Genomic DNA, 21,790 nt, shown 5'->3' with positions numbered 1-21,790 from the left:
CTCGACCATCACTGCCCGCCCTCCGGCCGCCATTCGCCGCTGGCTTTCAGCGCGTCGACGACCTCTTTGGGAATGTAGTTTTCATCGTGCTTGGCCAGTACATTGGTGGCCATGAAGGTCCCGTCCGGTCCAAGGCTCCCCTCGGCCACAACGCCCTGCCCTTCGCGAAACAGGTCGGGCAATATGCCTGTATAGCGGGCAGCGACATCCTGCGCGCCGTCGGTCACGACGAAGCTGTTGTCCTGCCCGGTACGGGTCCAACTGCCGTCCTTGACCAGGCCACCCAGGCGCATCGGCGTGCCGGCCGCGATTTCGCGCGCTGCCACATCGGACGGGGAATAGAAGAAGACGATCTGGTCGCGCAGGGCTACCAGCACCAGCGTGGTGGCCAGCGCCACGACCACGGCGAGGCCGGCAATAACGGCCAGCCGCTTCTGCTTGCGCGACCAGCCCTGCTTGCGAACGGTGGAGGGCATGGTCATAGCTGATCTCCATTGAGGGTCAGGCCGGCGCCGAGCGCCAGCGTATCGAGTTCGCCCCGGTCGAAGGCCTGCGGCCAGGCGGAGACGGCATCGTCATAGGCGGCCTGGGCGCGCCCGGTATCACCCAGTACGAGATAGGCCCGCACAAGCTGGGTCCATTCCTCGACGCTGCCGCCCTCGGCAGCCAGCCGGGTGGCGAGGCCGCTGACCATCTGGCCGATCATTTCGGCTTCCTGCGCATTGGCCGGCGCAACGCCGCCATTCTGTGCCACGGCGAGCCCCTGCTGTGCCGCCGGCAACCAGGGCTCGTCGCCCTTGGACAGAGCGAGGGCGGCGTTCCACAACGGGATCGCCTCGTCATACTGCCCCTCTCCCGTCAGAACAGAAGCCAGGTAGAGCCGCGACATGGCATGGGACGGGTCGGCATCGGCGGCGGCACGCAGCAGGGCAATGGCCTCGTCCGAGCCCGTATCGCCGGCACCGAGCAACAGGGCCTCGGCGAGATTGGTCTGCAGGTCCGGCGTCGGCTCGCCCAGTTCCATGATGCGGCGATAGGCGCGCGCGGCATCGGCATAGCGGCCCATTTCGAGATAGGCCGGGGCAATGACTGTCCAGCCGCGCAGGTCGTCGGGATTGGCGGTAAGCTGGGTTTCGATGCGGGCAATGGCCGCGTCGATATCGATCTGCTGCGCGGCGACATCGCTGCGGCCGGCCAAGGGCTGGCTGGGCAGATCAGGGCTGCCTAGCAGTCCATAGAGCCCCAAAGCCAGCACGGCGACCCCGCCAAGCCCCACCAGCAGGGCGGCACGACCAAAGGCCGGTCCGGCGCCCGCGACTCGGCCTGTCTCACCCTTGAGGCGCAGGATTTCGCGCGCCAGTTCGCCGCGCGCAGCCGTGGCTTCGGCATCGCCCAGCTTGCCGGCAGCCAGATCGGTGTCGATGCCCGCTAGCACAAGGCGAAAATGGCTGTTGGCATCGTCCAATTCGGGACGACCCGCGTTGACCGCACGCGACCCCGCCGCGTAAAAAAGTGCGGCGCAGGCAATGGCGGTAACAGCGATGGCGATGAACCAGAAAAGCATGGAGCCTAAATGCTTGACGCCGGCACGCGGCAAGATGGGGTCATCTATAAGCCCAATGCGGCGAAAAACCACCAAAACACGTGATCGTGGGGCGGACGCATTGCCACAGGCGCGCATTGCCGCGGATGCTTTGCCGATGGCAAGCACCGCGGCATGAGTGAGGCCCGCGCGGATTTTGTCATTATCGGCTCGACGCCAACAGCCCGGCTGGTTGCTGGCCTGCTGGCGTCGGTGCATGGCAAGAGCGTGGTGTTTTCCGGCGAAAGCCAATCGGGTTATCGCCTGCCGCGCGCCGTGGACCTTTCGGTCGCACCGATCACCCGCCCCGAGACCTGGGCCCTGCTCAAGGCCAGCCTGCCCGAAGCGCTGAAGCTGATTTCGCGCATCGGCGGGCGTCGCGCGTGGTCGCGTATCGATCCGATCTTCTTCAGCGAAATGCCTGGCGGCAAGGAGGCGTTGGCCCATATCCGCCATATGGCGCTAGCCTTCGGCCATGCGGCCGAGCTGGTGCCGTCGAGCGCCATCGGCGTGGGCCGCGATGGACTGTTGCTGCGCGATGCCGTGCTGCTGCATCGGCCTACGCTGGAAGCGGGGCTCGATCGCTGGCTGGAGCAGCACAAGGTGCGCCGCCTGCTCGAGGGCGATGCATTGACCGTGCATGCCGATGGCAGTGCGGAACTGGTTTCGGGCGACGACCGGGTCGAGATCGGCCAGGCCGTGCTGGCGGACGATGCGGCCATTCTCGCCCATACGCCGCCGGGGCTGTGGCCGGCTTTGCTGACCCGCCGGGTTCACAGCACCATCGCCACCGAGCCGACGCGACCCATGGCGGCGGCGCTGATGCACCGACTCGATACCGGGCTGACGCTGATGCAACAGGCCGAACGCGGCATAGCGGCCATCGGTCCCGGCGCCATCGACCCTTTCGCCGCCGCATTGGGCGTGCTGCTGGGCCGCGAGCGGGAATTCCGCCAGGCCGGACAATCGAGCTATGAAGCGGTGGTGACTGTCGATGCCGCCCCGGCCGTGGGCCGGTTGAGCGGCAGCGGGCCGGATGTGCTGGCGGGTCTCGGGCCTACCGGCGCCTTTCTCGCGCCGGCCATTGCGCGCTGGATCTGCGGCGTGGCAGGGCCGGCCGAGAATGCCTGGCTCGGCGCGCGGCTGGTGGATCGCTCGGTGGCCGCCTCGCCGGTGGCCGAATTCGGGGGCGTGGCATGAAGGGCCAGCCCAACCGCCTCGGCACCGGCCGGCAGCACCATTTCCACGGCAGCGCCATTGACCGCAGCAAGCCGCTGCACTTCCGGCTGGATGGCCGCGTGATCTCGGGCTTTGCCGGCGATACGGTGCTCAGCGCCGCGCTGGCTTCGGGAATCGACGCGGTGGGGCGACGCGATGGCGCCTTGCTGGCCCTGTCGTCCCGCCACGCCCCCTCCATCAGCTTTGCCGCTTTGGCCGGCGATCACCAGCGCGCCTTGCCGATGGAGCGCACGCTCGCCACCGACGGCGCCGACTATCTCACCACCGCACGGAAGACCAAGGGCAACCCCGTTACCCGCCTGCTGCGGCGCTATGGGCGTTCGCTCGCCATTGATATCGACCGCCCCGACGCGCTGGCGCGGCCCTGGCTCGGCACCCCAGCCGCTCCGGGTCCCGAAGCCGATCTCGTCGTGGTCGGCGGCGGGGTTGCGGGTCTCTCGGCCGCACTGGCCGCGGCCAAGCGCGGCTTGCGCGTCGTGCTGGCCGAAGCCTCGCCCTTGCTGGGCGGCAAGTCACGCCTGTTCGGCACGCAGGAGGGCGAGGAAACGCCCGACCAGGCCATTGCGCGGCTCAGTGCCGCCGTCGCCAAATCCGACGCCATCACCGTGCTGACCAGTGCCGAGGCCTTTGCCCTGCGCCCCGGCGTGGTGCGGCTGCATCAGGTCGAAATGCTCGACGGCACGCCGGGTGGACGGGTCATCGATATTCGTGCGCGCCATATCATCCTCGCCACCGGCGCATTGGAGCGGCTGCCGCTATTTCCCGGCAATCGGCTGCCCGGTGTCGTGGGTACGCTGGAAGCGTTCGAGCTGGCGCAGTTGCATGGCGTCTGGCCGGGGGCATCGGCCCTTGTGGCGACCAGCAGCAGCCCGGCCTATCGTCTCGCCATGCTGGCGACCGATGCCGGCATTACCGTGCCGCGCATCGTGGATTCCCGCCCCCGCCCGCAATCGCGCTTCATCGAATTCTCCAAAGCCTATGGCATCACGCTGGCAGCCGGCACCCTGGTCGCCTCGGCTTCGTCCGCGCCCAAGGGCAACGGGCTCGTCGCCATGCCACGATTGTCGATGGAGGGATTTTCGCGGCCCGAGCCGGAATTGCCCGTCGACCGGCTGGTGGTCAGCGGCGGCTGGCAGCCCGATCTCACGCTCTGGCATATGGCGGGCGGGGAAAGCGCCTGGAATGGGTCCAGTGCGAGGCTCGAACCGCATAATGGACCCGATGGCATCGTGCTGGCCGGCAGCGCCGCCGGCTGGTTCAGCCGCAGTGCGTGCCTCGCCAGCGGCAGCGATGCGGTCGATGTGCTGCTCGGCCGCCAGCGCCGGCTGGTCGAGGACCGCCTGATCGACCCGATCTACGAAACGCCCGATGCGCCGGCCCCAATCGGCGATGAGCCGGACGAAGCGGCGCAACCGGTTTTTCTCGATGGCGGCTGGCGCCATATCGAGCGGCCGCGCAAGGTGGAGTCGCGCTGGCCGGGCTGGCTACCCTTCGCGCCCAAACCTGCCGGCTGGTCGCTGGCCGATACGCCGCAGCCGCTCGATATCGCCGATATCGCGGCCGGCGTGCAGCTTGGCGCCATTCCGGCCGCCAGCGCCGGCATCGTGGCGCAGGAGCGCGTCGCCATGGTGGCGGTTGAAAGCGGCGAGGACGACATCGGCCCCTCCGCCGGCCCCCTGCCCCTGCCGCCCGCCTATCTCGCCGGCCGCTACGAGGGCGCGCTGCCCTGGCTGGTCGCGCCCAACGACAAGCGCCTGCTCGATGTGGGCGCGTTGATCCATGCCAATGCCGACGAAACCAACCCGCTCAAGGCTATCGGCGTCGTGCTGCGGATCGTGGATGGCAAGGCCATTGCGCTGATTGCTGGCCGCGCGGGACAGGCGGCATGGGTACGCGAGCCGGGCCGCGCCGTCAGTATCAGGCTGGTGGAGCCCTATCGCCAGTAGCCCTCGTGGTGAGCTTGTCGAACCACGAGGTCTTGAAGGTAGTTAGCTCCGGCGTTCCGCGGCAGCGCGGGCGCGCTTCAGCGTGTCGGCATATTCCGGATTGAAGCGGACTTCGGCCATCTTGATGCCGGCATCGAGCCGCGCACTGATGACCGGGTCGGCCGGATTTTGCCGGATCAGGTCGAGATTGCGCTGCAGATGGACTTCCAGCGCCTGGCCGGTCTGGCTCCAGGCCTGGTCAAACAGGGCATTGAGCGCCAGCGAGTCGCGGCATTCGCGGATGGTCGCCAGCAGATAGACGCCGTTGATGGCGGCGAGGATCCGGTCATTATCCAGCCGGTCGCTGCCTTCGCGGCCGCGGCGCATGGCCTGGTTGATGTCGGAAACCACGTCGCGCAGGCGCGGTTCGATGCGATCCGACACCTGCTTGGTGATGGCCGAAAGCACCATGGCCCAGCGGCTACCGCGCGCGAATTCGATATAACCGCTCAGCGAGCGTACCAGCCGGTGGAAGCGCTCGAGGCTGCGGCAGACCAGGTCGATATCGGCAAAGGCGCCCATCGGCTGCAGGATATGGATCTGGTTCTGCGCATGCGCCAGGATGGCGTCGATGACCGGGCTGAAGCCCATGCGGATCACCGCCGCCTCGGTGGCATTGCCCGAAAGCTTGATGATGGTGGTGACCAGCCGCGTCGGATTGGCAATCTGGCCCAGTGCGGCATGAAACAGCAGCGAGGCGAGCGCAGGGTCCTGCAGGGGCATGGATTGCAGGGCCACGCCCAGCGCCCCGTCCTCGGTGATGGCGTTGACCGCCTTGCCAAAGGCCTTGGCCTTGACCAGCAGCGCGCGGCTGCGCAAGGCCATCATGATAACAGGCAGGGCGTCGCGGGCCTCGGTGCTGCCCAGAGCAGCGCGCAGGCGGCGGTCCTTTTCGGGGTCCTTGGCGATGGCGGCCAGCGCATCCTTCATGCGCGCCAGCACATCGGGCATGATGGCTTCGAGGTCACTGGCCGAGAAATTGCCATTGGCCACGCCATCGGCCGAGATCAGGTCGGGGCAGAGATCGCGATGCACCCAGACCCAGCCGGCTTCGGCATGGGCGCGCGTCACCGATCCGGCAAAGGGAAACGACACCGGGTCCTGCACCAGGATCGCATCGATGAGGCCGGCAAAGGGACGCGCGGCCATGCGCCCAGCCCGGCGGGGCGCGGCGGAGGCCGGCATTTCACTCTGATTGGCGGCTTGGGACATCAACGCAGCGGGTCTGGAAAACGAATTCGTCCCCAAACCCTATAGCGCGTTGGTAAACAATCCTTATCCGGGAAGCACGCGACCTTTATCGACGCGGTCTATCAAGCCGCGCCCTGCACCACGGCCCAGTTGCCGTTCTGCTCGCGGCAGGCGGTGCCCTTCTTCACATAGTCCTGGCCATTGGCTTTGACCGTGTGGGTGAAGTCGCGGCAATCAAGATTGTTGACGCGGACATAGGGGCCGACGGCCACCGTGCCGGTCGTGCCCTTGTCGCCGGCCCACTGGCGCGGGGCGCCCGGGCGGCCGAATTGCAGCGCGTAGAACTGGGCGCTATTGGCCTCAGCCGAATCCTTGGCCGTCATGACGGCCAGTGCGGCCGGATCGACGAAGCCATTGGCGACGCTGGTGGTCAGCAAGGCCTGCTGCGTCGTCTGGGCCGGGCTCGCCACCAGCGGCTGCGGGGTTACCGGCGCCATGACCACCGGGGCCTGCGCCACCTGGGTCGGGCCAGTGCTGGCGCAACCGGCCAGGGTCAAAGCAAGCAACGGCGCGGCGATGAGGGCGATACGGTTCATGATGTGACTATCTCGTGGTCGTTAGAGAGGCTCTTGTTGTCGTAATGCGGCGAAAGTGCGTCAGGTTGCATTTGGTCTGGCCATGGCGCCCAGGCGTGCGGTGGGCAGGCGCAATTCCGCCAGCAACCCGCCCAAAGCCGAGCGTTTGAGGGCCAGGCTGCCCCCATAGACATCCACCAGTTCCTTGATGATATCGAGTCCCAGGCCACTGCCCGGCGTTTTTTCGTCCAGCCTGACACCGCGGCGCAACGCTTTCTGCGCATCTTCCTCGGAAAGGCCGGGGCCATTGTCGTCGATGCGGATCAGCAGCATCGTGCCCGTCTCGCTGCGCTCGGCATCGAGCCGCACCCCGACCTGCCCATTGGACCACTTGCAGGCATTGTCCAGCAGGTTGCCCGCCATTTCCTCCAGATCGGCCTCGTCGCCCCTGAACCATGGCAGGGACGCATCGGGGCGCTGAAAGGCGATGGTGCAATCGGGGTGAATTTTGCGCATGACGCGCGTCAGCCGCAGCATGATCATGGTCGGGTCGGCCTTCTTGCCCACCACCGAGGTGCGGGCCGCCAGCCGCGCGCGCTCGAGATAGGTGGCCACCATCGTGCTCATCTTCTCGCTCTCGGTCACCACGACATCGGCCAGCGCTCCCTTGCGGGCCGCGGCCTCGTTGCGCAGCACGGCAATGGGAGTCTTGAGCCCATGGGCCAGGTTGCCCACCTGGTTGCGCGCCCGCTCGATGATCTGCGCATTAGAGCGCAGCAATTCGTTGACCTCTTCGGCCAGCGGCGCGATTTCGCGGGGATAGGTGCCGGTTACGGCGACGCTCTCGCCCTCGCGCACACTTTCGATGGCGGCGCTCAGCCGGTCGATGGGGCGCAGGGCGAAGCGCGCCACGATGGCGCTCATGATGGCCAGCATCACTCCCACGGCCCCGAGCACGATGAAGGCCTGGCCGCGGAAGCCTTCCACCAGTTCGAGAATTTCGCTCAGATTGCCGGTGACCACGATCTGGTAGGTGGTGGGCGCCAGTGTCACGGCACGCTCCACCACGCGCATGCGCGTGCCGAACACGTCGTCCATGATGGCCGAGCGCCGCCCGCGCGTATCGCTGGGGCCGGTCATGTCGGGCAGGTCGATGCCCACCACCGATGTGGAGAGATTGTAGAGCGCCCCGTCGGCGTCGCGGATGACCCAGTACCATCCCGAGCGCGGCCGGTCGAAGCGGGGATCGCTGAGGGCAATGTCGGCGCTGGATGGATCGCCCTCTTCCAGCAGCGCGCCGGCCAGGCTTTCGACGTGAAATTCCAGCGTTTCCGAGAGCGAGGCATCGAGCGCCCGCGAATAGAGATCGGTCAGCAGGAACCCGGTCGCCACCAGCGCCAGCACCAGCCAGCCCGCCGACAACCAGAACAATGACGCCGCGATAGACCCCTTACGCATGGCGATCCAGACGGAGCAATGAAAGAGCCCTCATGGTGAGCCTGTCGAACCACGAGGGCGCGAGAGTGGAGACCCGAACGCACGACCTCGTGGTTCGACAAGCTCACCATGAGGTCTAATGGGCAATTGTGCCAAACCAGACCCTCTCAGTCCTCGGCGATCTGGTAGCCGAGGCCCCTGACCGTCTGGATGCAATCTTCGGGCAGCTTCTTGCGCAGGCGACCGACGAACACTTCGATCGTGTTGCTGTCGCGGTCGAAATCCTGGTCGTAGAGGTGCTCGGTCAGTTCGGTCCGCGAAATGACCTTGCCCTTGTGATGCATTAGATAGCTCAGCAGCCGCAATTCGTGGCTGGTCAGCTTCACCGACTGGCCATCGACCGTCACCTTGCCCGAGCGTGCATCGAGCCGCACGGCGCCGGCCACGATCTCGTTGGAGGCCAGCCCCGCCGCACGCCGCACCAGAGCGCGGATACGGGCCAGCACTTCCTCCATATGGAAGGGCTTGGCGACATAGTCGTCGGCACCCGCGTCGATCCCCTGCACCTTGTCGCTCCAGCGGTCGCGCGCCGTCAGCAGCAGCACCGGCGTGGTCTTGCCGGCGCGGCGCCATTCCTCTAGCACGGAAAGCCCATCCATCTGCGGCAGGCCGATATCCAGCACGATGGCGTCATAGGGTTCGGTATCGCCGAGGAAGTGGCCTTCCTCGCCGTCGAAAGCCACGTCGACCGCATAACCGGCCTCGGTCAGGGCTTCCTTGAGCTGCCGGTTGAGATTGGTATCGTCTTCGACAACGAGAATACGCATTGCAGGCCCCCGCTACGTCTATGCGTTACTGCGCGCTCAGAACCAGGTTCTGCGCTTCCCCCTCGGGCGTCAGTACGCCGATAATATAGACGAGCCTGCCGCCTTCGTCACATACCTGAACGGAAAGGATTTCCGCGCTGCCGCCGACGCCCGCCGAAGCCAGCACCGCATCGAGTGACATGATCTGGCCAGACGACACCGCATCCTGGATCTGGCGCTTGTCGAGGCAAGCCTGCGCCTGCGCAGGCCCGGCCGCAGCCAGTCCCACCGCCAGCGCGACGCCAATCGAAGCAAGGAATTTCATGGTCTTGGTTTTCATGCCGGCAAGATAGGGCGACGTTGCTGAATGGGACATGAATGAGGCGGAACGCAAGCCTTTAGCCAAATTTGAGCCTCAAGCCTTCCCGATATCCCCCTTCAGCCCCTTGCGCAGGAACAGCACGGCCAGCGCTTCCATGATGAGATGTCCTGCCGAGCTGCCGTCCAGCGCCGGCAGGTCCACGCCCAGCAGTTGTGCTAGGCCCGCCAGCAGCATGAAGGTGGCGACGATATAGGTCTTGTAGCCGTTGAAAATGTCCATAATCGTTCTCCAGAGTGTGATCGTGTCGGTCGGCGCCGTCGTGCCGGCAGCAGCCAGCGCCGCGGCCCGCACCGCGGCGACGCGGTTGGTCCAGCCGCGACCGAAAGTGGCGAAGGTCGGCAGGCGATTGAGGAAGGCCAGCCGCCGGTCGCAGAGCGCACCGATCAGCGTGCCCAGCCCCTTGCGCCGCGCATAGCTCTCCACCGCGCCCAGCGTCAGCGGCCCCACCTGCCCATCAGCCGCCACATCGAGTTCGGCCTGCAAGGTTCGGATGGCGCGATCAGGCCCGGAATTGACGGCAAAGTCGAACAGCGCCAGGTCGAGCCCGACGGGGAACTGCCCAGCATTGCAGCGATCCCAGTAGCTGGCGCGATAGATCTTCGCCGCCTCGGGGCGCTGCAACTCCATCACTGCGCTCTTGGGCAGGTTCCACCACGGCGAGACCATGCGCCAGCGCGCCAGCGTCTTGTGGGTGATGCCCATATTGGTGGCGCCGCCGGGATCGGACGGATGGTCGACATAACCGCCCTCCTGCCGCAGCACCTCGTCGAGGCAGATATCGAACCGGCTTCTAGCCATAAAATTCCCCCTGCGCCGCATGCCCCGCGCCCAGAACCGGGCTCAGTTGCTCAACCGTGAAATCGAACGCCGCCGGCAGCGCGCCGAAATCCGCCACCTGCGCGGCGTTGGCATAGCCGACCGCAGGCGTACTGTTCTCCAGCACCCGCACCGCCGTCCCGCCATTGAGGATCGTCACCCGATAGCGCTCGGGCACGTGCTCCAGCGGACTGTCGGCCACGCCCCAGCCATCGCCATCGGCCCGGCTCCGCCGCACCCAGCTCAGGCCGATATCCCCGCCGCCAGCGCGCCGCGCCCGCAGATGCACTGGCGCCAGCGGCAAAGCCGGCCCCAGCCCGGTCTCGATCGACAGGCTCGTGCCCTCGACATCGCTTGCCCCGGCATAGACGCGGAACGCCCGCATTTCGCCCAGCAGTCCCGGCTCCACCGGCAACGTCACCACCCGCGAGTCCAGCATCATCACGCGCGCGCCCATTGCAGCAGCCCCAGCCGTCGTGCCCTCGAGCCCGCGCAGCAGCCGGCTCAATCGATACCGCCCCGCCGAAACCAGCTCGGCCTCGGCAAAGCCGATCACTTCCCAGCCGCCGACTGTTTCGATGGCCAGCCGATTGCTGCCCGACAAAGCCGCCAGCAGGTCCACCGAGGCCAGATGCCCCGCCAGCAGCGTCACCTCTATGACATTGCCGCGGTCCCAGACCCCGGTCGGTCCCGACGCCAATGGCGTTTCGAGCGTCCCCAGCAGTCCACGCCGCGACAGGTTCACCGCCAGTGCGCCTGTCGCGTCATCGACCAGTTGCACACTCCCCGGCCAGGGCTGCGCATAGGCAGCAGCCACCAGCCGCGACCGGCCCGGATCACCCGGCAAGGGCGGCAGATGCGCAACCGCCACCAGCGGCAACGATCGCACCACCGGCCCCGCGCCACCGGCCATTGGCCGGCCAATCCCGGTCGCCACGGCCGTGCCCGATGGCAGCGTCCGCGCCGTCACTCGTCGCATCAGTCCGTCGCGGATTTCGCCGATCTCGAAAGGCCCCTCGGCCAGACCATCGATCTCCACCAGATCGCCCGGCTCCAGCACCAAGGCCGATGGCGGCAGGTTGAAATCCAGCGTCTCGCGCTGTCCGCTCCGCCCGTCGAGCATCCGCTCGGCAGCCAGCCTTGCACCCGAACCATCGAGCGTCAGCGCCGTGACCTCGCCCACCAACGGGCCGACGCCATCGGTCAGCGCCGTCACCGTGCCGGTCAGGTAATCCCGTTCGCGATCGAGATAAGTCAGCGCCAGCCGCCCCGGCGCCTCGGCCGGATCGCCGCGCTTGCGGGACAGCGTCGCGCCCTCGCCTTGCGCCAGCTCGTCCGCATCGAGCCCTACCGCCGCACCCCGCCGCGCCAGGCCCAGATGCAACCCATCCACCGCATTGCGCAGGCTCAGTCCCGTCGCATCCAGCAGCGGTTCCAGCGCTTCGCGCGCCGTGGCTGCATTGCCCAGCACCAGCCCGCCCACCATGGGCGCGGCCGGCTCGGCGCTCAGCGCCACGCCATGGTCGGCGGCGATGGCCGTGGCCAGTTCGTCGCTCGCCATGCCGCCCAGCCGCCCGGTCAGCCAGTGACCGTTGCGATGGTTCGGCCCATCGGCCCACACATCGGTCAGCGCCGGAAAGGCCGGATAAGGCCGCGCATCCCAGGTCCAGTGATAGATGCGTTCCACATCGACCATGCCCGCCGGATTATTGCCGGGATCGCGCCAATAATCCTGATGCGCCCGCAAGACCTGCCGCTGGATCAGTGGATCGGGCGTACCCGTCGAAAAATACGGCAGCCCGCTCTCGGCGCTTTTGGGATCGCCAAAAATATTCGGCTGGTTCGCCCCCTTGTCCACTGCGCCGCAGCCCAGCTCGGTAAAGATCACTGGCTTCGAACCCGGCACCCATGCCGTCGCGCTCGCCTTGCGCACCCCGCCCGGCCGGTCGTGATGCGCCCGGCTCCACCAGTTGCGGATATCCTTGTACCGCCACACCCACGGCTCGCCATGCGCGCCATCGGTGATCGGCGTGCGCACCTGCGCCTGCCGGTCGGCATCACTGGCATAATACCAGTCAAAGCCCTCGCCGCCGGCAATATTGCCCATGAGATAATCGAGGTCATAGGTCGAGGCCGAGACCGCCGCATCCGCATGCCCCTGCCCGTCCCGCCAGTCCGCCAGCGGCATGTAATTGTCGATGCCGACCGCATCGATATTGACCGAGGCCCAGAGCGGATCGAGGTGAAAGAATTTTTCGCCCCCGCCCGGCTGATAGCCCGAATATTCGCTCCAATCCGCCGCATAGGTCAGCGTCGTCGCGCCGCCCACAATGGCGCGTACATCCGCCGCCAGCGTCACCAGCGCCGAGACGAAGGGAAAGCTGTTGCCCGCCCCGCGCACCGTACTCAGCCCAACCATTTCCGAGCCGATGATCAGCGTGTTGACGCCGCCTGCCGCCGCGGCCAGCCCGGCATAATGCAGCACCATCTGCCGATATTCGGCAGCAAATGTCGCCACCTGCACCGCCGCCGCAGCCGACTTGTCCGGCGAACCCGCCCGCCCCGGCGCCGGATGGCAGGTAATCCGTCCCCGCCAGGGATAGGCCGCCTGCCCCGTCCCGCCATAGGGGTTGGGCAGACTGTTGCCCACGGCGATGTCCATCATCACCATGGGATAAAGCGTCACCTTCAGCCCGCGCGCCTTGAGGTCGACAATCGCCGCCCGTACCGACGCATCCGAAGGCGTGCCGCCATAAGCCGCTCCACCATCATGGCTCGATACAACAGGCACGGCCCCGCGCCCCAGCCCCGCCACACTCCAGCTCGTGCCCTGCACATCCCGGCTCGCCGCCTCGACACGCGGCCCGATGCTGCAATTGCCGCAGCGCAGGTCATTACCGAACCAGGTCACGACCAGCGCCACATGCTCGAGATTGGGGCAAAGCGCCACCAGCTCGTCGATAGAGGCCGTCCAGTCGCTGACATTGGCTGCCAGGTGGGTATTCTCGCCCACCGTCCGCCCCGGCCCGGCGATCCGCACGCGCGGGGTCGGGTCGTAGCCGAATTCCGTCGCCCCGGGGATGACGGTCACGGCGCGAATATCGCGCTCCAGGTCCCCCACCACGCGGCACAATTCCACCGATAGCTGCGGAATACGGTTCCCGAACCGGTTGAGCGGCAATTGCTCGACCACCAGATAGCAGAGCCCCCGATAGGCCGGCGCCACGCCCTGCGTCGCCTCGATCAGCCCGTCGGGCAGTTGGTCTTCAGTGCCGCGATAGAAGCGCAGCGTCAGTCCGGATGTGTCGAGCAATTGCCCATCGGCCCAGATGCGCCCCAGCCGGTTCACCTCGCCCTCGCAGAAGGCCACGGCAAAGCTCGCGCCCACCACGTCTTCCTGTTGCTCCTGCCCGAAGCCCTTGGCCCCGGCATTTTCCGCCGAGAGCATTTCCAGCTCCCGAGCCCAGATGATATTCCCCGACAGCCGGCTCCAGCCATAAAGCCGCGGCACCGCCCCGCCCTCGCTCGAACCCTGCAGCCGGATATCGCTGCCCGTCGCCGGCGCGCGCTGCTCCCCGAACAGCATCCCATCCACCGCGCTCCCGGCCAGCGCGCCGAGCGCCCGCCCAATGGTCGCGCCAAACGGCCCGCCAACCATGCCGCCGACAAACTGCCCAGCCAGTGAAAGCGCCAGAGTGGCCATTTTTTTGCCCCTGAAGAGAGAAAGTGTTGTGGCCGCCACAACGCGGAATCCCCTTCTCCCCTCGTGGGAGAAGGTGCCCGAAGGGCGGATGAGGGGGTTCTTAGGTGCCCGGAAACCGGAACCTTGCACTCACCCTTCGCGCCCAGGCTTCGGTTAAATTCGCCTCGACCACGCCCAGCCGCTCCTGCGCATGGATGAACCGCTCAGGCCCCACCAAAATCCCGCAATGCTTGGCCTCAGCCATGCCGCCGAGCCGAAACAGCACCACCTGCCCCGCCCCCAGCGGCCCGTCCTCCGCCACCAGCAACCGTTCCGCCGCCAGCCGCAACGCCCCCGCATTGGTCGGATCGCGCATATCGGCGCGATAGGCCGGCATAGCCATCGGCTCGGCGCCATACAGCGCCCGCCACACCCCGCGCAGCAGCCCCAGGCAGTCGCACCCCGCCCCCGGCAGCGAGGCCTGATGCCGATAGGGCGTGCCGAGAAAGCTCCGCGCCGCCGCAACCACCGCATCCCCGCTCATTTCACCACCGCCCGCCCATCCAGCGCATCACCATTGCGCGGATGGCGCAGCACGAAGTCGCTGCCCGGAATATGCGGAAAGCCACGGAAATTGACGGCATTGCCAAACTTGCTTTTGCAGGTGGCAAAGCGCCGGTCGCAGCCGGCCGTGACCTCAAGCGTGTCGCCCACCGCAACCCACGCACCCACGACCACGCCCAAGCCCAGCACATCACCCTCGGCCCCGCGCCGATGCGTCACCACGCCATCGCGCAAGCCGCTCCGCGCGCCATTGGTCCATTCGGCCCGGCCGAAACCGAACCAGCCCGCCGCGAAGCCATCAAGCCCCGCCACCACCACGCGGTGGTCATCCACGATGCCAGTCACCGTGGCAAAGCCACGCAAGGCCGGCGACGCCAGGTTCACCCCACATCTGGCATCGCCCACCACCGCATCGCACAGCCCCTGATAGATCCGCCCGCGCGTGGCGTTCAGCCCCTGCTGCGCCGAGCGAAGTTCCGCCCGAAACACATTGTCTTCACGCGTGATTTCGCCAATCGTATCGCTGCGCAGCTTCACCCGCTGGCTCACATCGGCCCAGTTGACCCGCCAGGTCTCCACCAGTGCCCCGTCATAGCGCCCGAGCAGAATGTCATCCTCGGTAATATCGTCGGCGCTGAGCACGCCCAGCACCTCCGATGTCTCCACCTGCGCCCCCAGCCGCGCCGGCACTTCGCCGCCATCCAGCCCATGCGCCGGCACGAAATCCGTGCCGCCGAAACGCAGCGTCCGGTCATGGTCGGTAAAGCCCAGCACCACGCCATCGCCGCGCACCAGTTTCCAGCAGGTCGCCAGCGTCGTCTCGCCCTGCGCCAGATGCGCCGCGAGCCCGATATCCAGTGTCCTCACGGCAATATCTCCACCAGCGGAATGGAGGGCGCTTCGGCCCCGTCGAAACTGGTCAGTTCCACATCCAACCGGTCGGTATCGAATCGCACCGGCACGTCGAACAGAAACCCCGCCGTCACATCAGCCCCATCACCGGGCGCCACGCTGAACGTCACCACGCCCGTCGCCAGGTCCACGGCCCAGCCGCTCCCCAGCTCGACCCCAGCCACCGCAACTTTGACGCTCCCCACCACAGGCCGCGTGATCGGCCGCAGATAGGGGTCAAAACCCGCCCCATAGCGCTTGCTCAACTGGAACGTGGTCCGTGCCCCATCACCGGTGCCAATCTCCTGGTCCAGCGCATCAGGCACCGCGCCACCGCTGGAAAAATCCAGCCCGTCCCGCCACAAAAACCCATGCAGCCGCCCGCGCCTCTCCTCGAAAAACGCCAGCACCGCAGCCATGTCCGCCCGCGACTTCACGCCATAACCGGCATTGTAGCGCCGCCGCGAATGCTGCCACCGCCCATTGCGCTGCTCGCGGCCGGACGCCAATGTGATGACATCGGTCTTGCGCTCCGGGCCGCCGCGGGCACCGAGCGAAATGTCGAGGGGGAAACGAATGGGATGGAATGTCATATCGCCTCTCTTCCTTGGGAAAATTCCCGCGGGAATCCATGCGCTAAGGCAGGCCGAGGGGCCGCCCAAGGTTTATGTGTTTCGGAACTGGCAGGGAGCGGTCAGCATTGCGGCGGCCGGCGAGCATGTCATCCAGGCATTCGGAAGCGTTGCCGCCCTCAGCCACTATTTTGGTGGCCACATGACCTTCGGACGGCTGGTCAGTTCCAACAAGTTCCTTGGTGTCTGGGGAAACCGCAATGCAAGCCGGTTCCGGCGCATCCTGCACACAAGGCTCGGCGAACTGGAGATTATCCACGCCAAGCCGCCCTCACGGCATGCCGGCAGTTCACTCACAGGGCGCCGCCTTACAGCTGCAGAGCGCCGCGACCTTGAACGAACGTTTGCGGGGAATACCTAACTTCCCCGCGTCCCCCGCTTCACCGCCCTTAACAGCATGGCGCTAATCTCCGCTTCGCTCGCCGCAAAACTCCGCGCATCACTCGCGGTGACATTGAACGTCACCTGCACCGCGCCGCCCCCGCCGGCCACGCCCAGGCTGCCGTCGGGGCCGCGGGCCAGAGGCATGATTGCCTCCGGCCCCGCTTCCCCCGCCAGGCCGAGGCCGGAGCCCAGCGGAAAGTAGCTCGGCCTTGCGATCACCCCGCCCTTGGCGAAGGGTGTCACGGCGCCGAGCGCCGGATTGGTTCCGGCAAACAGGTTTTCGATTAGTCCGTTAGCCAGCATGCCCAGCGGCTTGATCGCCGCCTTGAGCGCGATATCGGCAAAGCTGCGGGCAATATCCCCCAGCACGGATTTGAGCGATTTCCCGTCGAGCAGCGCCCCGCGGAACCCGGCACTGATCGAACGTGCCACCCCATCGGCCAAGTCGCCGATACGGTTCAGCTCCAGTTCCACATCGCCCAGTTCGCGATTGAAGTTGTCGGGAAAGAGATCATCGGCCATCGGGAAAACGCTCCATCAATCCATTGAATTCATCGCGCCCCAACGGCCCCGCCCGATCGCCCATGATGGCGCCCCAGGCGGCGGCCAGTTCGCGCGGCGTCATGCGCCAGAACTCCGTTGGCGGCAGCCGCAGCACGCCCAGCCCGAACGCCATTGCCGCCTCCCAGGGAAACGGCGTCATGCCGCTTCTCCAAACGTCGCCTTGAGCAGCCGCGCGGCGATCTCGGCCGCCCCCTTCAGCCCGCCCTCGATGCTGAGCCGCGCCAGGTCGTCGTCGCTGACAGCATTGCCCCCGCCGCGCAAACCCGCCCCCAGGATTGCCGTCAGGTCCCGCGCCGAAACCCGCCCGCTGGAAAACCGCTCGGCCAGTCCCACCAGGTCCCCCGCCTGCAACCGCGCCTCCAGCTCCGCCAGCGCCCCCAGCGTCAGGCACAGCACGCGCCTCTCGCCGCCAATGACGGCCTCGATTTCACCGCGTTGGATGATGGCCATGGTCCTCTCCTAAATCGCCGCAAACGTCACTTCCCCGGCGCTTTCCAGCGCCAGGTCGAAGGTCACTTCCCCGGCATGGTCGGCCGAAAATTCCAGCGCCACGATCTGGAACGGCCCCGCCACCGTGCCGAAATCGGGAATGATCAACTGCCAGTTGCGAATGGTCCCGGCAAAGAACAGGCTGCGCACCTGCGCATCCGACGTCGTGTCCTTGAACACGCCCGCCCCGGTCACCGAGGCGCGTTTCACGCCCCCGCCGGCCAGCAATTCCCGCCAGCGCCCGGCGCTTTCCTGGTCGGTCGTATCCACAGTGGCGGCATTGAAAGCCAATGCCCGCGTGCGCAAACCCGCCACCGTGAGAAAGCTCCCCGACCCGGTCTGGTCGAGCTTGAGCAGCATATTCTTCCCGCTCTGAGCGGCCATGTGTTTCGCCTTTCAAGTTGGGCACCGAACAGGCCCATGAGTGGAGACCACCCTCCCCCCTTGAGGGGAGGGAAGCGAGATAGGACTTAGCCCTTGCTAAGTCCGTTGAATCGAGCAGGGAGGGGGTGCCGAGGTCTCCGCGGGCACCGGGTGGCGGGACGTCCGACACCACCCTCCCCTCAAGGGGGAGGGGCTAAAAGCCCTCGCTGAAAAACCGCAGTCCCACCGCCGCCCGCGCGTGCCCGGTATCCTTGTCGATCACTGTCTCGGTCCGCACATGCTCGCCATGCGTCACCACGATCTCCGCCGCGCTCAGTCCTACCGCCACTTCAACCACGCGTTCGGCCATATCCAGCGCCCGCTTGCGGCTCGGCTGGTCGCCCCAGCAATGCAGCAGCAGCCGATGCTCCTGCCCCGGCGCAGCGTCGCCATCGCGCTGGATCATGTCGTGCCGCGCGATCACCACGTAAGGCGCCGGTCGCCCATTGGGCGCGGCGTCGAACACGCCATCCGCCCCCACGATAGCCACCAGCGCCGCGTCACCCTGCAGCGCCGCCACCAGCGCCCCCTGCAATTGGCTGATCGGATGCATCGCCCTACCCCGTGAAACTGGTTTCGCTGCAGGCGCAGCTCAGATAGGCCCGCCGCCCATTGAGATCGGCGGCGCTCACCACATCGAGGTTCCGCCCGCGATAGACCATGCGGTCGCCCGGCTTCACGTCATGGCGAAACCGCACGACCACCGAATGGGAAATCTCCACCGCGCGCCCATCGGCACTGGTGCCCTGCCGCCCGGTCAGGCTCCGCACCCGCGCCCACAGGCTCGTCACCGGCACGAACAGCGCGACATGCCCGCCCTCGTCCTCGCTGGTCATTTCCCGGCGCTTGAGCTGCACGCGATCGGTCAGCGTGCCGATGGGGGGCACACGCTCGCTCACAGCCGCACCCGCTTGTAGCCGGAAACCACACGCTCGAAGCCCGACGGCACCACCGCGCCCGATCCGGCCACGATCACCGCATCGCGATGCTCGAACCAGTAGCCGACCAGCAGCAACAGCCCCTGGCGCAGATCCGCCGGCACATCCTCGGGCGCGCTGCCGAACCCGGCCACATAATCGACCTCGATCCCCTGCCGCTCCCGCAAAGCCGGCATGCCCGCCACGCTCTGCGGCAGCAGCAACCGGTCCGGCTCGCTCAAAAACTGCGCCAGCGGCACCTCATGCGCCGCACCATCGGCGTCATAGGCGGTGATCTCCGTCACCGCCATAAACGGCGTCACCGGCAATTTCACCTGCCGGTCATCAGGCCAGTCATCGAGCACCACCCGCCAGCTCTGCGCCAGCAGCGCCCGCCCCGTCACGCCCTCGACATGCAGCCGCGCCGCCCCGATCAGCGTCGTGATCAGCCCGTCCTCGGCCGTGTCGTCGACCCTGAGGAACGCCCTGGCCTCGGCAAGCGAAACCGGCTCCTCCGCGGGCCCCGCGAGAAGGTAGGAAATCATTGTTTTTGCCTTTTTGGTTTGTTCGCCGTGCCGGCAGTCGTCTCCCTCCCCCTTGAGGGGAGGGATCAAGGGTGGGGGTGTCGGGGCTTTCACAAGCTCGATATGCGTTGAACCGCCGACACCCCCACCCCAACCCCTCCCCTCAAGGGGGAGGGGCTTACACCTCGCCGGTCCTTACGAGGCCGCGAATTTCAGCAGCTTGATCGCATCATAGTCCGCAACCCCGCCGCCCACACGCTTGGTCGTATAGAACAGCACATAAGGCTTGCTGCTGAACGGGTCACGCAGCACGCTGACGCCCTGGCGATCTACGATCAGATAGCCGCGGCGGAAGTCGCCAAACGCCACCGACAGCGAGTTCGCCCCAATGTTGGGCATGTCCTCGGCCTCGACTAGGTCGAAACCCATGAAGCGTGCCCTGCCATCCGCCGTCTGCGCCGGCTGCCACATATAGTTGCCGTCGGAATCCTTGAGCTTGCGCAGGGCGCCCTGCACCTTGCGGTTCATCACCCAGCTCGCATTCTGGCGATAGCCGGCCTTGAGCGCATAGACCAGGTCGATCAGCACGTCGCTGGCATTGCTGGATGGCAATGCCCCGGCCGTGCCGGTAGCGACATAGCCCAGCTTGCCCCATTCCCAACTGCCCTCCGCCACCGTGGGCGCCGCGAGGAACCCGGTCGGCTTGTTGGTGCCGTTGCCGGTGACGAAAGCCGTGGTTTCCTGCGCCGCGAAGGCGGCGTTGACCTCGTCGGCGATCCACTGGCCCACATCCACCGCCGCATCGTCGAGAAAGGCCGAAGTGGCCGCTGGCATGGCATAGAGTTCGGTGGTCGGGTAGCTCAGTTCCGCCAGCGTCTGGCTATTGGTCGTCGGCCGCGAAGCCGTCTCACCCACCCAGCCCGTGGCCGGTCCCGTCACCGAAATCGGCCGCTTGTAGACCGAACCCGAAACCTGCCGCACGCCCGCAATGGCGCGAATGGGCGACACGGCCGTCATCAGCCGCGTGATTTCCGTCTCGGTCTCCCCCGGCACCACATAGCCGCCATCGGCATTGACGCCGACCGACAGCGCCTTTTCCTCGCCGCGCTTCACATAGGCGGAAAAGGCGTGCTTGTATTCGCCGTCGTCATGGGCGGCCTTGCCGTCCAGCAGCGGACGGGCGCGCTCCACCAGCACGCGGTCCATGGCCGCCTTCTGCCCGTCGAGCACGGCGTTGAGCCGCTCGATCTTGCCCTCGATCAGCCCATCGGCCGAACCACGCTTCTCGATATCCTTGAGCCGCTGGTCGTTGGTGGCCTTGAATTCCTCGAAGGCGCGCGAAAATTCGGCAAAGAGCGCGCCAACGTCGCTCCCTGCGCCGGCCTTGGTTTCAAGGCCGTCACTGGTCATGTCCATGCAATCTGTCCTTATCGGTTGCGGATAGTGTTGGTGGCGGCCACGATGGCGGCGCCGGTCGAATAGAAGGAGGGCGCGATCCGCGCGTCCTCCATCATCGGAAAGGTCACGATCGAGATTTCGAACAGGTCCACCTGCCACAGCTTGCGGTGGCCACCCTCGCGGGTGGCCCGCACGGTGCGAAAGCCGATGGAAAGCCCGTCCAGCGCCCCGTTTCTGATCAGCCGCCGCAGCGCATCGGCCCGCGGCACATCAGGCACCAGCCGCCCGGCGACGAACAGCCCATGGGCATCTTCCCCAATCGTGTCCCAGGTGCCGACGGGCTCCTTGGGGTCATGCTGAAACAGCAGCCTGATGCGATCGCGCCGTTTGCCGAGGCTCTTGCTGAACGCCCCCGGCATGACGATATCGCCGCCGCTGTCGAGCCGGTTGAAAATGCTGGCATAGCCCGAAAACCGCCCCTCGCCGTCGATGGGAATGGACTCGGAAAGTTTCTGCATCAGCGCTTTCCCGGCTTGGCCTGCGCTGGTCGTGTCCCCGCCTTGGCGCCGGCCAGCGTCCCCGCCAGGTTCCAGGCAAATTGCCGGAAGGTCTGCTGCGCATTCTCCCGATTCTGCTTATTGGCCATGGGCTTAGTCATCCTTCCTGAAAAGCCGATTCAAACTCGCGATCTCCTGCACGAAGTCGTTGAAGTGTTGATTCACCTTGGCCATCTCGCGCAGGCTCCACACCAGCAGCGCACTCGCGCCGCTCGCCCACAGGAACAGCGCAAGGTGCGCGAGATCGCCCCGCTCGATGACGGTTCTGGTTAAGTCGTCCATGGTGGATTCTCCTTTGAAACCGCTGCAGTCCACCCAACCCCAATCGTCACCCTCGGGCCTGACCCGAGGGAATTGAACTTGCGGAACGTTCGGTGAGTGCAACGTCCTCGGGTCAAGCCCGAGGATGACGTGCGGTGGTTGTGGAAGACCCTTTGTCCCCCAGACAAATGCGCTCTGATGGCGTCATGACCACTTTGACGCTGCAGACTGAACCGCTTGCCGTTGACGTCGCCGTCACGGCCACGGTCTTGCGCGTCATCCTTGATGACGGCCGCCAACTCTCGGTGCCCGTCGAATGGTTCCCCCCGCCTGCGTGACGCATCGGATACTGACCGCTCCAACTGGCGCCTGATCGGTCGCGGCGAAGGCATAAACTGGCCCGCCATCGACGAAGACATTTCGGTACGCGGCCTGCTCGCAGGCCATCGCCAGACCCGCGCCGCCTAAACGTCAGCCTTTGCCGGCCCTAT

At 66.6% G+C, this 21,790-nt stretch carries 28 protein-coding genes; 5 read left to right on the top strand and 23 right to left on the bottom strand.

The features are described 5' to 3' along the window. Window positions 1-8 precede the first annotated feature (8 nt). A complete protein-coding gene (gene ccmE / locus FPZ08_RS02140) occupies window positions 9-482 on the bottom strand; it encodes a cytochrome c maturation protein CcmE (RefSeq protein WP_146288463.1) in 474 nt (157 codons plus the stop codon). Further along, on the bottom strand, window positions 479-1,564 hold the full coding sequence (gene ccmI / locus FPZ08_RS02135) for a c-type cytochrome biogenesis protein CcmI (protein WP_186767174.1): 1,086 nt from the start codon (window positions 1,562-1,564) through the stop codon (window positions 479-481). Before ccmI ends, ccmE begins: the two co-directional genes overlap by 4 nt. A gap of 153 nt (window positions 1,565-1,717) precedes the next feature. Here ccmI and FPZ08_RS02130 point away from each other — a divergent pair, with 153 nt between their 5' ends. Further along, window positions 1,718-2,782 (top strand): hypothetical protein, encoded by a 1,065-nt coding sequence (locus FPZ08_RS02130; protein ID WP_186767173.1) that lies wholly within the window; start codon window positions 1,718-1,720, stop codon window positions 2,780-2,782. After that, window positions 2,779-4,767 carry an FAD-dependent oxidoreductase gene (locus tag FPZ08_RS02125; protein ID WP_146288460.1) on the top strand — a complete coding sequence of 663 codons (1,989 nt, stop codon included), beginning with the start codon at window positions 2,779-2,781 and terminating at the stop codon, window positions 4,765-4,767. Before FPZ08_RS02130 ends, FPZ08_RS02125 begins: the two co-directional genes overlap by 4 nt. Window positions 4,768-4,809: 42 nt before the next feature. Here the strand turns inward: FPZ08_RS02125 and FPZ08_RS02120 are convergent, their stop codons facing one another. From FPZ08_RS02120 to FPZ08_RS02075, 10 genes are all read right to left on the bottom strand, one after another. Next, window positions 4,810-5,955, bottom strand: a complete 1,146-nt coding sequence (locus FPZ08_RS02120) for a hypothetical protein (RefSeq protein WP_146288459.1) — start codon at window positions 5,953-5,955, stop codon at window positions 4,810-4,812. A gap of 164 nt (window positions 5,956-6,119) precedes the next feature. After that, complete coding sequence (locus FPZ08_RS02115; protein ID WP_146288458.1) at window positions 6,120-6,593, bottom strand: RT0821/Lpp0805 family surface protein; 474 nt, start codon at window positions 6,591-6,593, stop codon at window positions 6,120-6,122. Window positions 6,594-6,653: 60 nt separating this feature from the next. Beyond that, window positions 6,654-8,030, bottom strand: a complete 1,377-nt coding sequence (locus FPZ08_RS02110; protein ID WP_146288457.1) for a sensor histidine kinase — start codon at window positions 8,028-8,030, stop codon at window positions 6,654-6,656. A 146-nt stretch (window positions 8,031-8,176) separates the two neighbouring features. Beyond that, entirely contained in the window at window positions 8,177-8,836 is a 660-nt protein-coding gene (locus FPZ08_RS02105) for a response regulator transcription factor (protein ID WP_146288456.1), read from the bottom strand. Window positions 8,837-8,861: 25 nt separating this feature from the next. Continuing rightward, window positions 8,862-9,191 (bottom strand): hypothetical protein, encoded by a 330-nt coding sequence (locus tag FPZ08_RS02100; RefSeq protein WP_186767172.1) that lies wholly within the window; start codon window positions 9,189-9,191, stop codon window positions 8,862-8,864. Between the two features lie 39 nt (window positions 9,192-9,230). Further along, complete coding sequence (locus FPZ08_RS02095) at window positions 9,231-9,995, bottom strand: glycoside hydrolase family 108 protein (RefSeq protein ID WP_146288454.1); 765 nt, start codon at window positions 9,993-9,995, stop codon at window positions 9,231-9,233. Further along, window positions 9,988-13,716 (bottom strand): baseplate multidomain protein megatron, encoded by a 3,729-nt coding sequence (locus FPZ08_RS02090; RefSeq protein ID WP_146288453.1) that lies wholly within the window; start codon window positions 13,714-13,716, stop codon window positions 9,988-9,990. The genes FPZ08_RS02095 and FPZ08_RS02090 overlap by 8 nt, the downstream gene beginning before the upstream one ends. 100 nt (window positions 13,717-13,816) lie before the next feature. Beyond that, a complete protein-coding gene (locus FPZ08_RS02085; protein ID WP_146288452.1) occupies window positions 13,817-14,239 on the bottom strand; it encodes an NlpC/P60 family protein in 423 nt (140 codons plus the stop codon). Continuing rightward, window positions 14,236-15,126 carry a DUF2163 domain-containing protein gene (locus FPZ08_RS02080; protein ID WP_146288451.1) on the bottom strand — a complete coding sequence of 297 codons (891 nt, stop codon included), beginning with the start codon at window positions 15,124-15,126 and terminating at the stop codon, window positions 14,236-14,238. The genes FPZ08_RS02085 and FPZ08_RS02080 overlap by 4 nt, the downstream gene beginning before the upstream one ends. Continuing rightward, complete coding sequence (locus FPZ08_RS02075; RefSeq protein WP_146288450.1) at window positions 15,123-15,743, bottom strand: DUF2460 domain-containing protein; 621 nt, start codon at window positions 15,741-15,743, stop codon at window positions 15,123-15,125. The genes FPZ08_RS02080 and FPZ08_RS02075 overlap by 4 nt, the downstream gene beginning before the upstream one ends. Between FPZ08_RS02075 and FPZ08_RS02070 the strand changes: the two genes are divergently transcribed. Further along, on the top strand, window positions 15,727-16,143 hold the full coding sequence (locus FPZ08_RS02070; protein ID WP_146288449.1) for a hypothetical protein: 417 nt from the start codon (window positions 15,727-15,729) through the stop codon (window positions 16,141-16,143). The genes FPZ08_RS02075 and FPZ08_RS02070 overlap by 17 nt on opposite strands. Here the strand turns inward: FPZ08_RS02070 and FPZ08_RS02065 are convergent. From FPZ08_RS02065 to FPZ08_RS02020, 11 genes are all read right to left on the bottom strand, one after another. Beyond that, a complete protein-coding gene (locus FPZ08_RS02065) occupies window positions 16,140-16,688 on the bottom strand; it encodes a phage tail tape measure protein (protein WP_146288448.1) in 549 nt (182 codons plus the stop codon). The two genes, FPZ08_RS02070 and FPZ08_RS02065, sit on opposite strands and share 4 nt — an antisense overlap. Continuing rightward, window positions 16,678-16,869: a rcc01693 family protein gene (locus FPZ08_RS02060; protein ID WP_146288447.1), complete on the bottom strand. Its 192-nt coding sequence runs from the start codon at window positions 16,867-16,869 to the stop codon at window positions 16,678-16,680. Before FPZ08_RS02060 ends, FPZ08_RS02065 begins: the two co-directional genes overlap by 11 nt. Then, window positions 16,866-17,180, bottom strand: coding sequence for a gene transfer agent family protein (locus tag FPZ08_RS02055; protein WP_146288446.1), 315 nt, complete (start codon window positions 17,178-17,180; stop codon window positions 16,866-16,868). The genes FPZ08_RS02060 and FPZ08_RS02055 overlap by 4 nt, the downstream gene beginning before the upstream one ends. A 9-nt stretch (window positions 17,181-17,189) precedes the next feature. After that, window positions 17,190-17,603: a phage major tail protein, TP901-1 family gene (locus FPZ08_RS02050; RefSeq protein WP_146288445.1), complete on the bottom strand. Its 414-nt coding sequence runs from the start codon at window positions 17,601-17,603 to the stop codon at window positions 17,190-17,192. A gap of 193 nt (window positions 17,604-17,796) precedes the next feature. Beyond that, complete coding sequence (locus FPZ08_RS02045) at window positions 17,797-18,195, bottom strand: DUF3168 domain-containing protein (RefSeq protein ID WP_146288444.1); 399 nt, start codon at window positions 18,193-18,195, stop codon at window positions 17,797-17,799. Window positions 18,196-18,199: 4 nt separating this feature from the next. Then, window positions 18,200-18,541: a phage head closure protein gene (locus FPZ08_RS02040; protein ID WP_146288443.1), complete on the bottom strand. Its 342-nt coding sequence runs from the start codon at window positions 18,539-18,541 to the stop codon at window positions 18,200-18,202. After that, a complete protein-coding gene (locus FPZ08_RS02035) occupies window positions 18,538-19,104 on the bottom strand; it encodes a head-tail connector protein (RefSeq protein WP_146288442.1) in 567 nt (188 codons plus the stop codon). The genes FPZ08_RS02040 and FPZ08_RS02035 overlap by 4 nt, the downstream gene beginning before the upstream one ends. Before the next feature lie 174 nt (window positions 19,105-19,278). After that, a complete protein-coding gene (locus tag FPZ08_RS02030; RefSeq protein ID WP_146288441.1) occupies window positions 19,279-20,499 on the bottom strand; it encodes a phage major capsid protein in 1,221 nt (406 codons plus the stop codon). An 11-nt stretch (window positions 20,500-20,510) separates the two neighbouring features. Next, window positions 20,511-20,999 (bottom strand): HK97 family phage prohead protease, encoded by a 489-nt coding sequence (locus FPZ08_RS02025; protein ID WP_146288440.1) that lies wholly within the window; start codon window positions 20,997-20,999, stop codon window positions 20,511-20,513. Next, window positions 20,999-21,127: a hypothetical protein gene (locus tag FPZ08_RS22560; RefSeq protein WP_281285659.1), complete on the bottom strand. Its 129-nt coding sequence runs from the start codon at window positions 21,125-21,127 to the stop codon at window positions 20,999-21,001. Before FPZ08_RS22560 ends, FPZ08_RS02025 begins: the two co-directional genes overlap by 1 nt. 4 nt (window positions 21,128-21,131) lie before the next feature. Then, on the bottom strand, window positions 21,132-21,320 hold the full coding sequence (locus tag FPZ08_RS02020; RefSeq protein ID WP_146288439.1) for a hypothetical protein: 189 nt from the start codon (window positions 21,318-21,320) through the stop codon (window positions 21,132-21,134). Between the two features lie 185 nt (window positions 21,321-21,505). Here FPZ08_RS02020 and FPZ08_RS22235 point away from each other — a divergent pair, with 185 nt between their 5' ends. Together FPZ08_RS22235 and FPZ08_RS02015 are read left to right on the top strand one after the other, a co-directional pair. Beyond that, window positions 21,506-21,637: a DUF2442 domain-containing protein gene (locus FPZ08_RS22235; protein WP_246132943.1), complete on the top strand. Its 132-nt coding sequence runs from the start codon at window positions 21,506-21,508 to the stop codon at window positions 21,635-21,637. After that, window positions 21,585-21,767 carry a DUF2442 domain-containing protein gene (locus FPZ08_RS02015; protein ID WP_246132780.1) on the top strand — a complete coding sequence of 61 codons (183 nt, stop codon included), beginning with the start codon at window positions 21,585-21,587 and terminating at the stop codon, window positions 21,765-21,767. Before FPZ08_RS22235 ends, FPZ08_RS02015 begins: the two co-directional genes overlap by 53 nt. Window positions 21,768-21,790: the final 23 nt, after the last annotated feature.

The sequence above is a fragment of the Devosia ginsengisoli genome, assembly GCF_007859655.1.
Classification (GTDB): Bacteria; Pseudomonadota; Alphaproteobacteria; order Rhizobiales; family Devosiaceae; genus Devosia; species Devosia ginsengisoli.
This window is presented reverse-complemented; position numbering and strand designations above follow the sequence as displayed.

What these genes read in the sequence shown, in the direction of transcription:
- FPZ08_RS02025 (WP_146288440.1), bottom strand. Translation starts at nt 20,999, where the DNA reads ATGCAGAAACTTTCCGAGTCCATTCCCATCGACGGCGAGGGGCGGTTT.
- FPZ08_RS02085 (WP_146288452.1), bottom strand. Translation starts at nt 14,239, where the DNA reads ATGAGCGGGGATGCGGTGGTTGCGGCGGCGCGGAGCTTTCTCGGCACG.
- FPZ08_RS02020 (WP_146288439.1), bottom strand. Translation starts at nt 21,320, where the DNA reads ATGGACGACTTAACCAGAACCGTCATCGAGCGGGGCGATCTCGCGCAC.
- ccmI (WP_186767174.1), bottom strand. Translation starts at nt 1,564, where the DNA reads ATGCTTTTCTGGTTCATCGCCATCGCTGTTACCGCCATTGCCTGCGCC.
- FPZ08_RS02075 (WP_146288450.1), bottom strand. Translation starts at nt 15,743, where the DNA reads ATGACATTCCATCCCATTCGTTTCCCCCTCGACATTTCGCTCGGTGCC.
- FPZ08_RS02100 (WP_186767172.1), bottom strand. Translation starts at nt 9,191, where the DNA reads ATGTCCCATTCAGCAACGTCGCCCTATCTTGCCGGCATGAAAACCAAG.
- FPZ08_RS02115 (WP_146288458.1), bottom strand. Translation starts at nt 6,593, where the DNA reads ATGAACCGTATCGCCCTCATCGCCGCGCCGTTGCTTGCTTTGACCCTG.
- FPZ08_RS02035 (WP_146288442.1), bottom strand. Translation starts at nt 19,104, where the DNA reads ATGATTTCCTACCTTCTCGCGGGGCCCGCGGAGGAGCCGGTTTCGCTT.
- FPZ08_RS22560 (WP_281285659.1), bottom strand. Translation starts at nt 21,127, where the DNA reads ATGGCCAATAAGCAGAATCGGGAGAATGCGCAGCAGACCTTCCGGCAA.
- FPZ08_RS02015 (WP_246132780.1), top strand. Translation starts at nt 21,585, where the DNA reads ATGACGGCCGCCAACTCTCGGTGCCCGTCGAATGGTTCCCCCCGCCTG.
- FPZ08_RS22235 (WP_246132943.1), top strand. Translation starts at nt 21,506, where the DNA reads ATGACCACTTTGACGCTGCAGACTGAACCGCTTGCCGTTGACGTCGCC.
- FPZ08_RS02130 (WP_186767173.1), top strand. Translation starts at nt 1,718, where the DNA reads ATGAGTGAGGCCCGCGCGGATTTTGTCATTATCGGCTCGACGCCAACA.
- FPZ08_RS02050 (WP_146288445.1), bottom strand. Translation starts at nt 17,603, where the DNA reads ATGGCCGCTCAGAGCGGGAAGAATATGCTGCTCAAGCTCGACCAGACC.
- FPZ08_RS02105 (WP_146288456.1), bottom strand. Translation starts at nt 8,836, where the DNA reads ATGCGTATTCTCGTTGTCGAAGACGATACCAATCTCAACCGGCAGCTC.
- FPZ08_RS02090 (WP_146288453.1), bottom strand. Translation starts at nt 13,716, where the DNA reads ATGGCCACTCTGGCGCTTTCACTGGCTGGGCAGTTTGTCGGCGGCATG.
- ccmE (WP_146288463.1), bottom strand. Translation starts at nt 482, where the DNA reads ATGACCATGCCCTCCACCGTTCGCAAGCAGGGCTGGTCGCGCAAGCAG.
- FPZ08_RS02055 (WP_146288446.1), bottom strand. Translation starts at nt 17,180, where the DNA reads ATGGCCATCATCCAACGCGGTGAAATCGAGGCCGTCATTGGCGGCGAG.
- FPZ08_RS02065 (WP_146288448.1), bottom strand. Translation starts at nt 16,688, where the DNA reads ATGGCCGATGATCTCTTTCCCGACAACTTCAATCGCGAACTGGGCGAT.
- FPZ08_RS02060 (WP_146288447.1), bottom strand. Translation starts at nt 16,869, where the DNA reads ATGACGCCGTTTCCCTGGGAGGCGGCAATGGCGTTCGGGCTGGGCGTG.
- FPZ08_RS02125 (WP_146288460.1), top strand. Translation starts at nt 2,779, where the DNA reads ATGAAGGGCCAGCCCAACCGCCTCGGCACCGGCCGGCAGCACCATTTC.
- FPZ08_RS02095 (WP_146288454.1), bottom strand. Translation starts at nt 9,995, where the DNA reads ATGGCTAGAAGCCGGTTCGATATCTGCCTCGACGAGGTGCTGCGGCAG.
- FPZ08_RS02045 (WP_146288444.1), bottom strand. Translation starts at nt 18,195, where the DNA reads ATGCATCCGATCAGCCAATTGCAGGGGGCGCTGGTGGCGGCGCTGCAG.
- FPZ08_RS02120 (WP_146288459.1), bottom strand. Translation starts at nt 5,955, where the DNA reads ATGGCCGCGCGTCCCTTTGCCGGCCTCATCGATGCGATCCTGGTGCAG.
- FPZ08_RS02110 (WP_146288457.1), bottom strand. Translation starts at nt 8,030, where the DNA reads ATGCGTAAGGGGTCTATCGCGGCGTCATTGTTCTGGTTGTCGGCGGGC.
- FPZ08_RS02070 (WP_146288449.1), top strand. Translation starts at nt 15,727, where the DNA reads ATGGGATGGAATGTCATATCGCCTCTCTTCCTTGGGAAAATTCCCGCG.
- FPZ08_RS02030 (WP_146288441.1), bottom strand. Translation starts at nt 20,499, where the DNA reads ATGGACATGACCAGTGACGGCCTTGAAACCAAGGCCGGCGCAGGGAGC.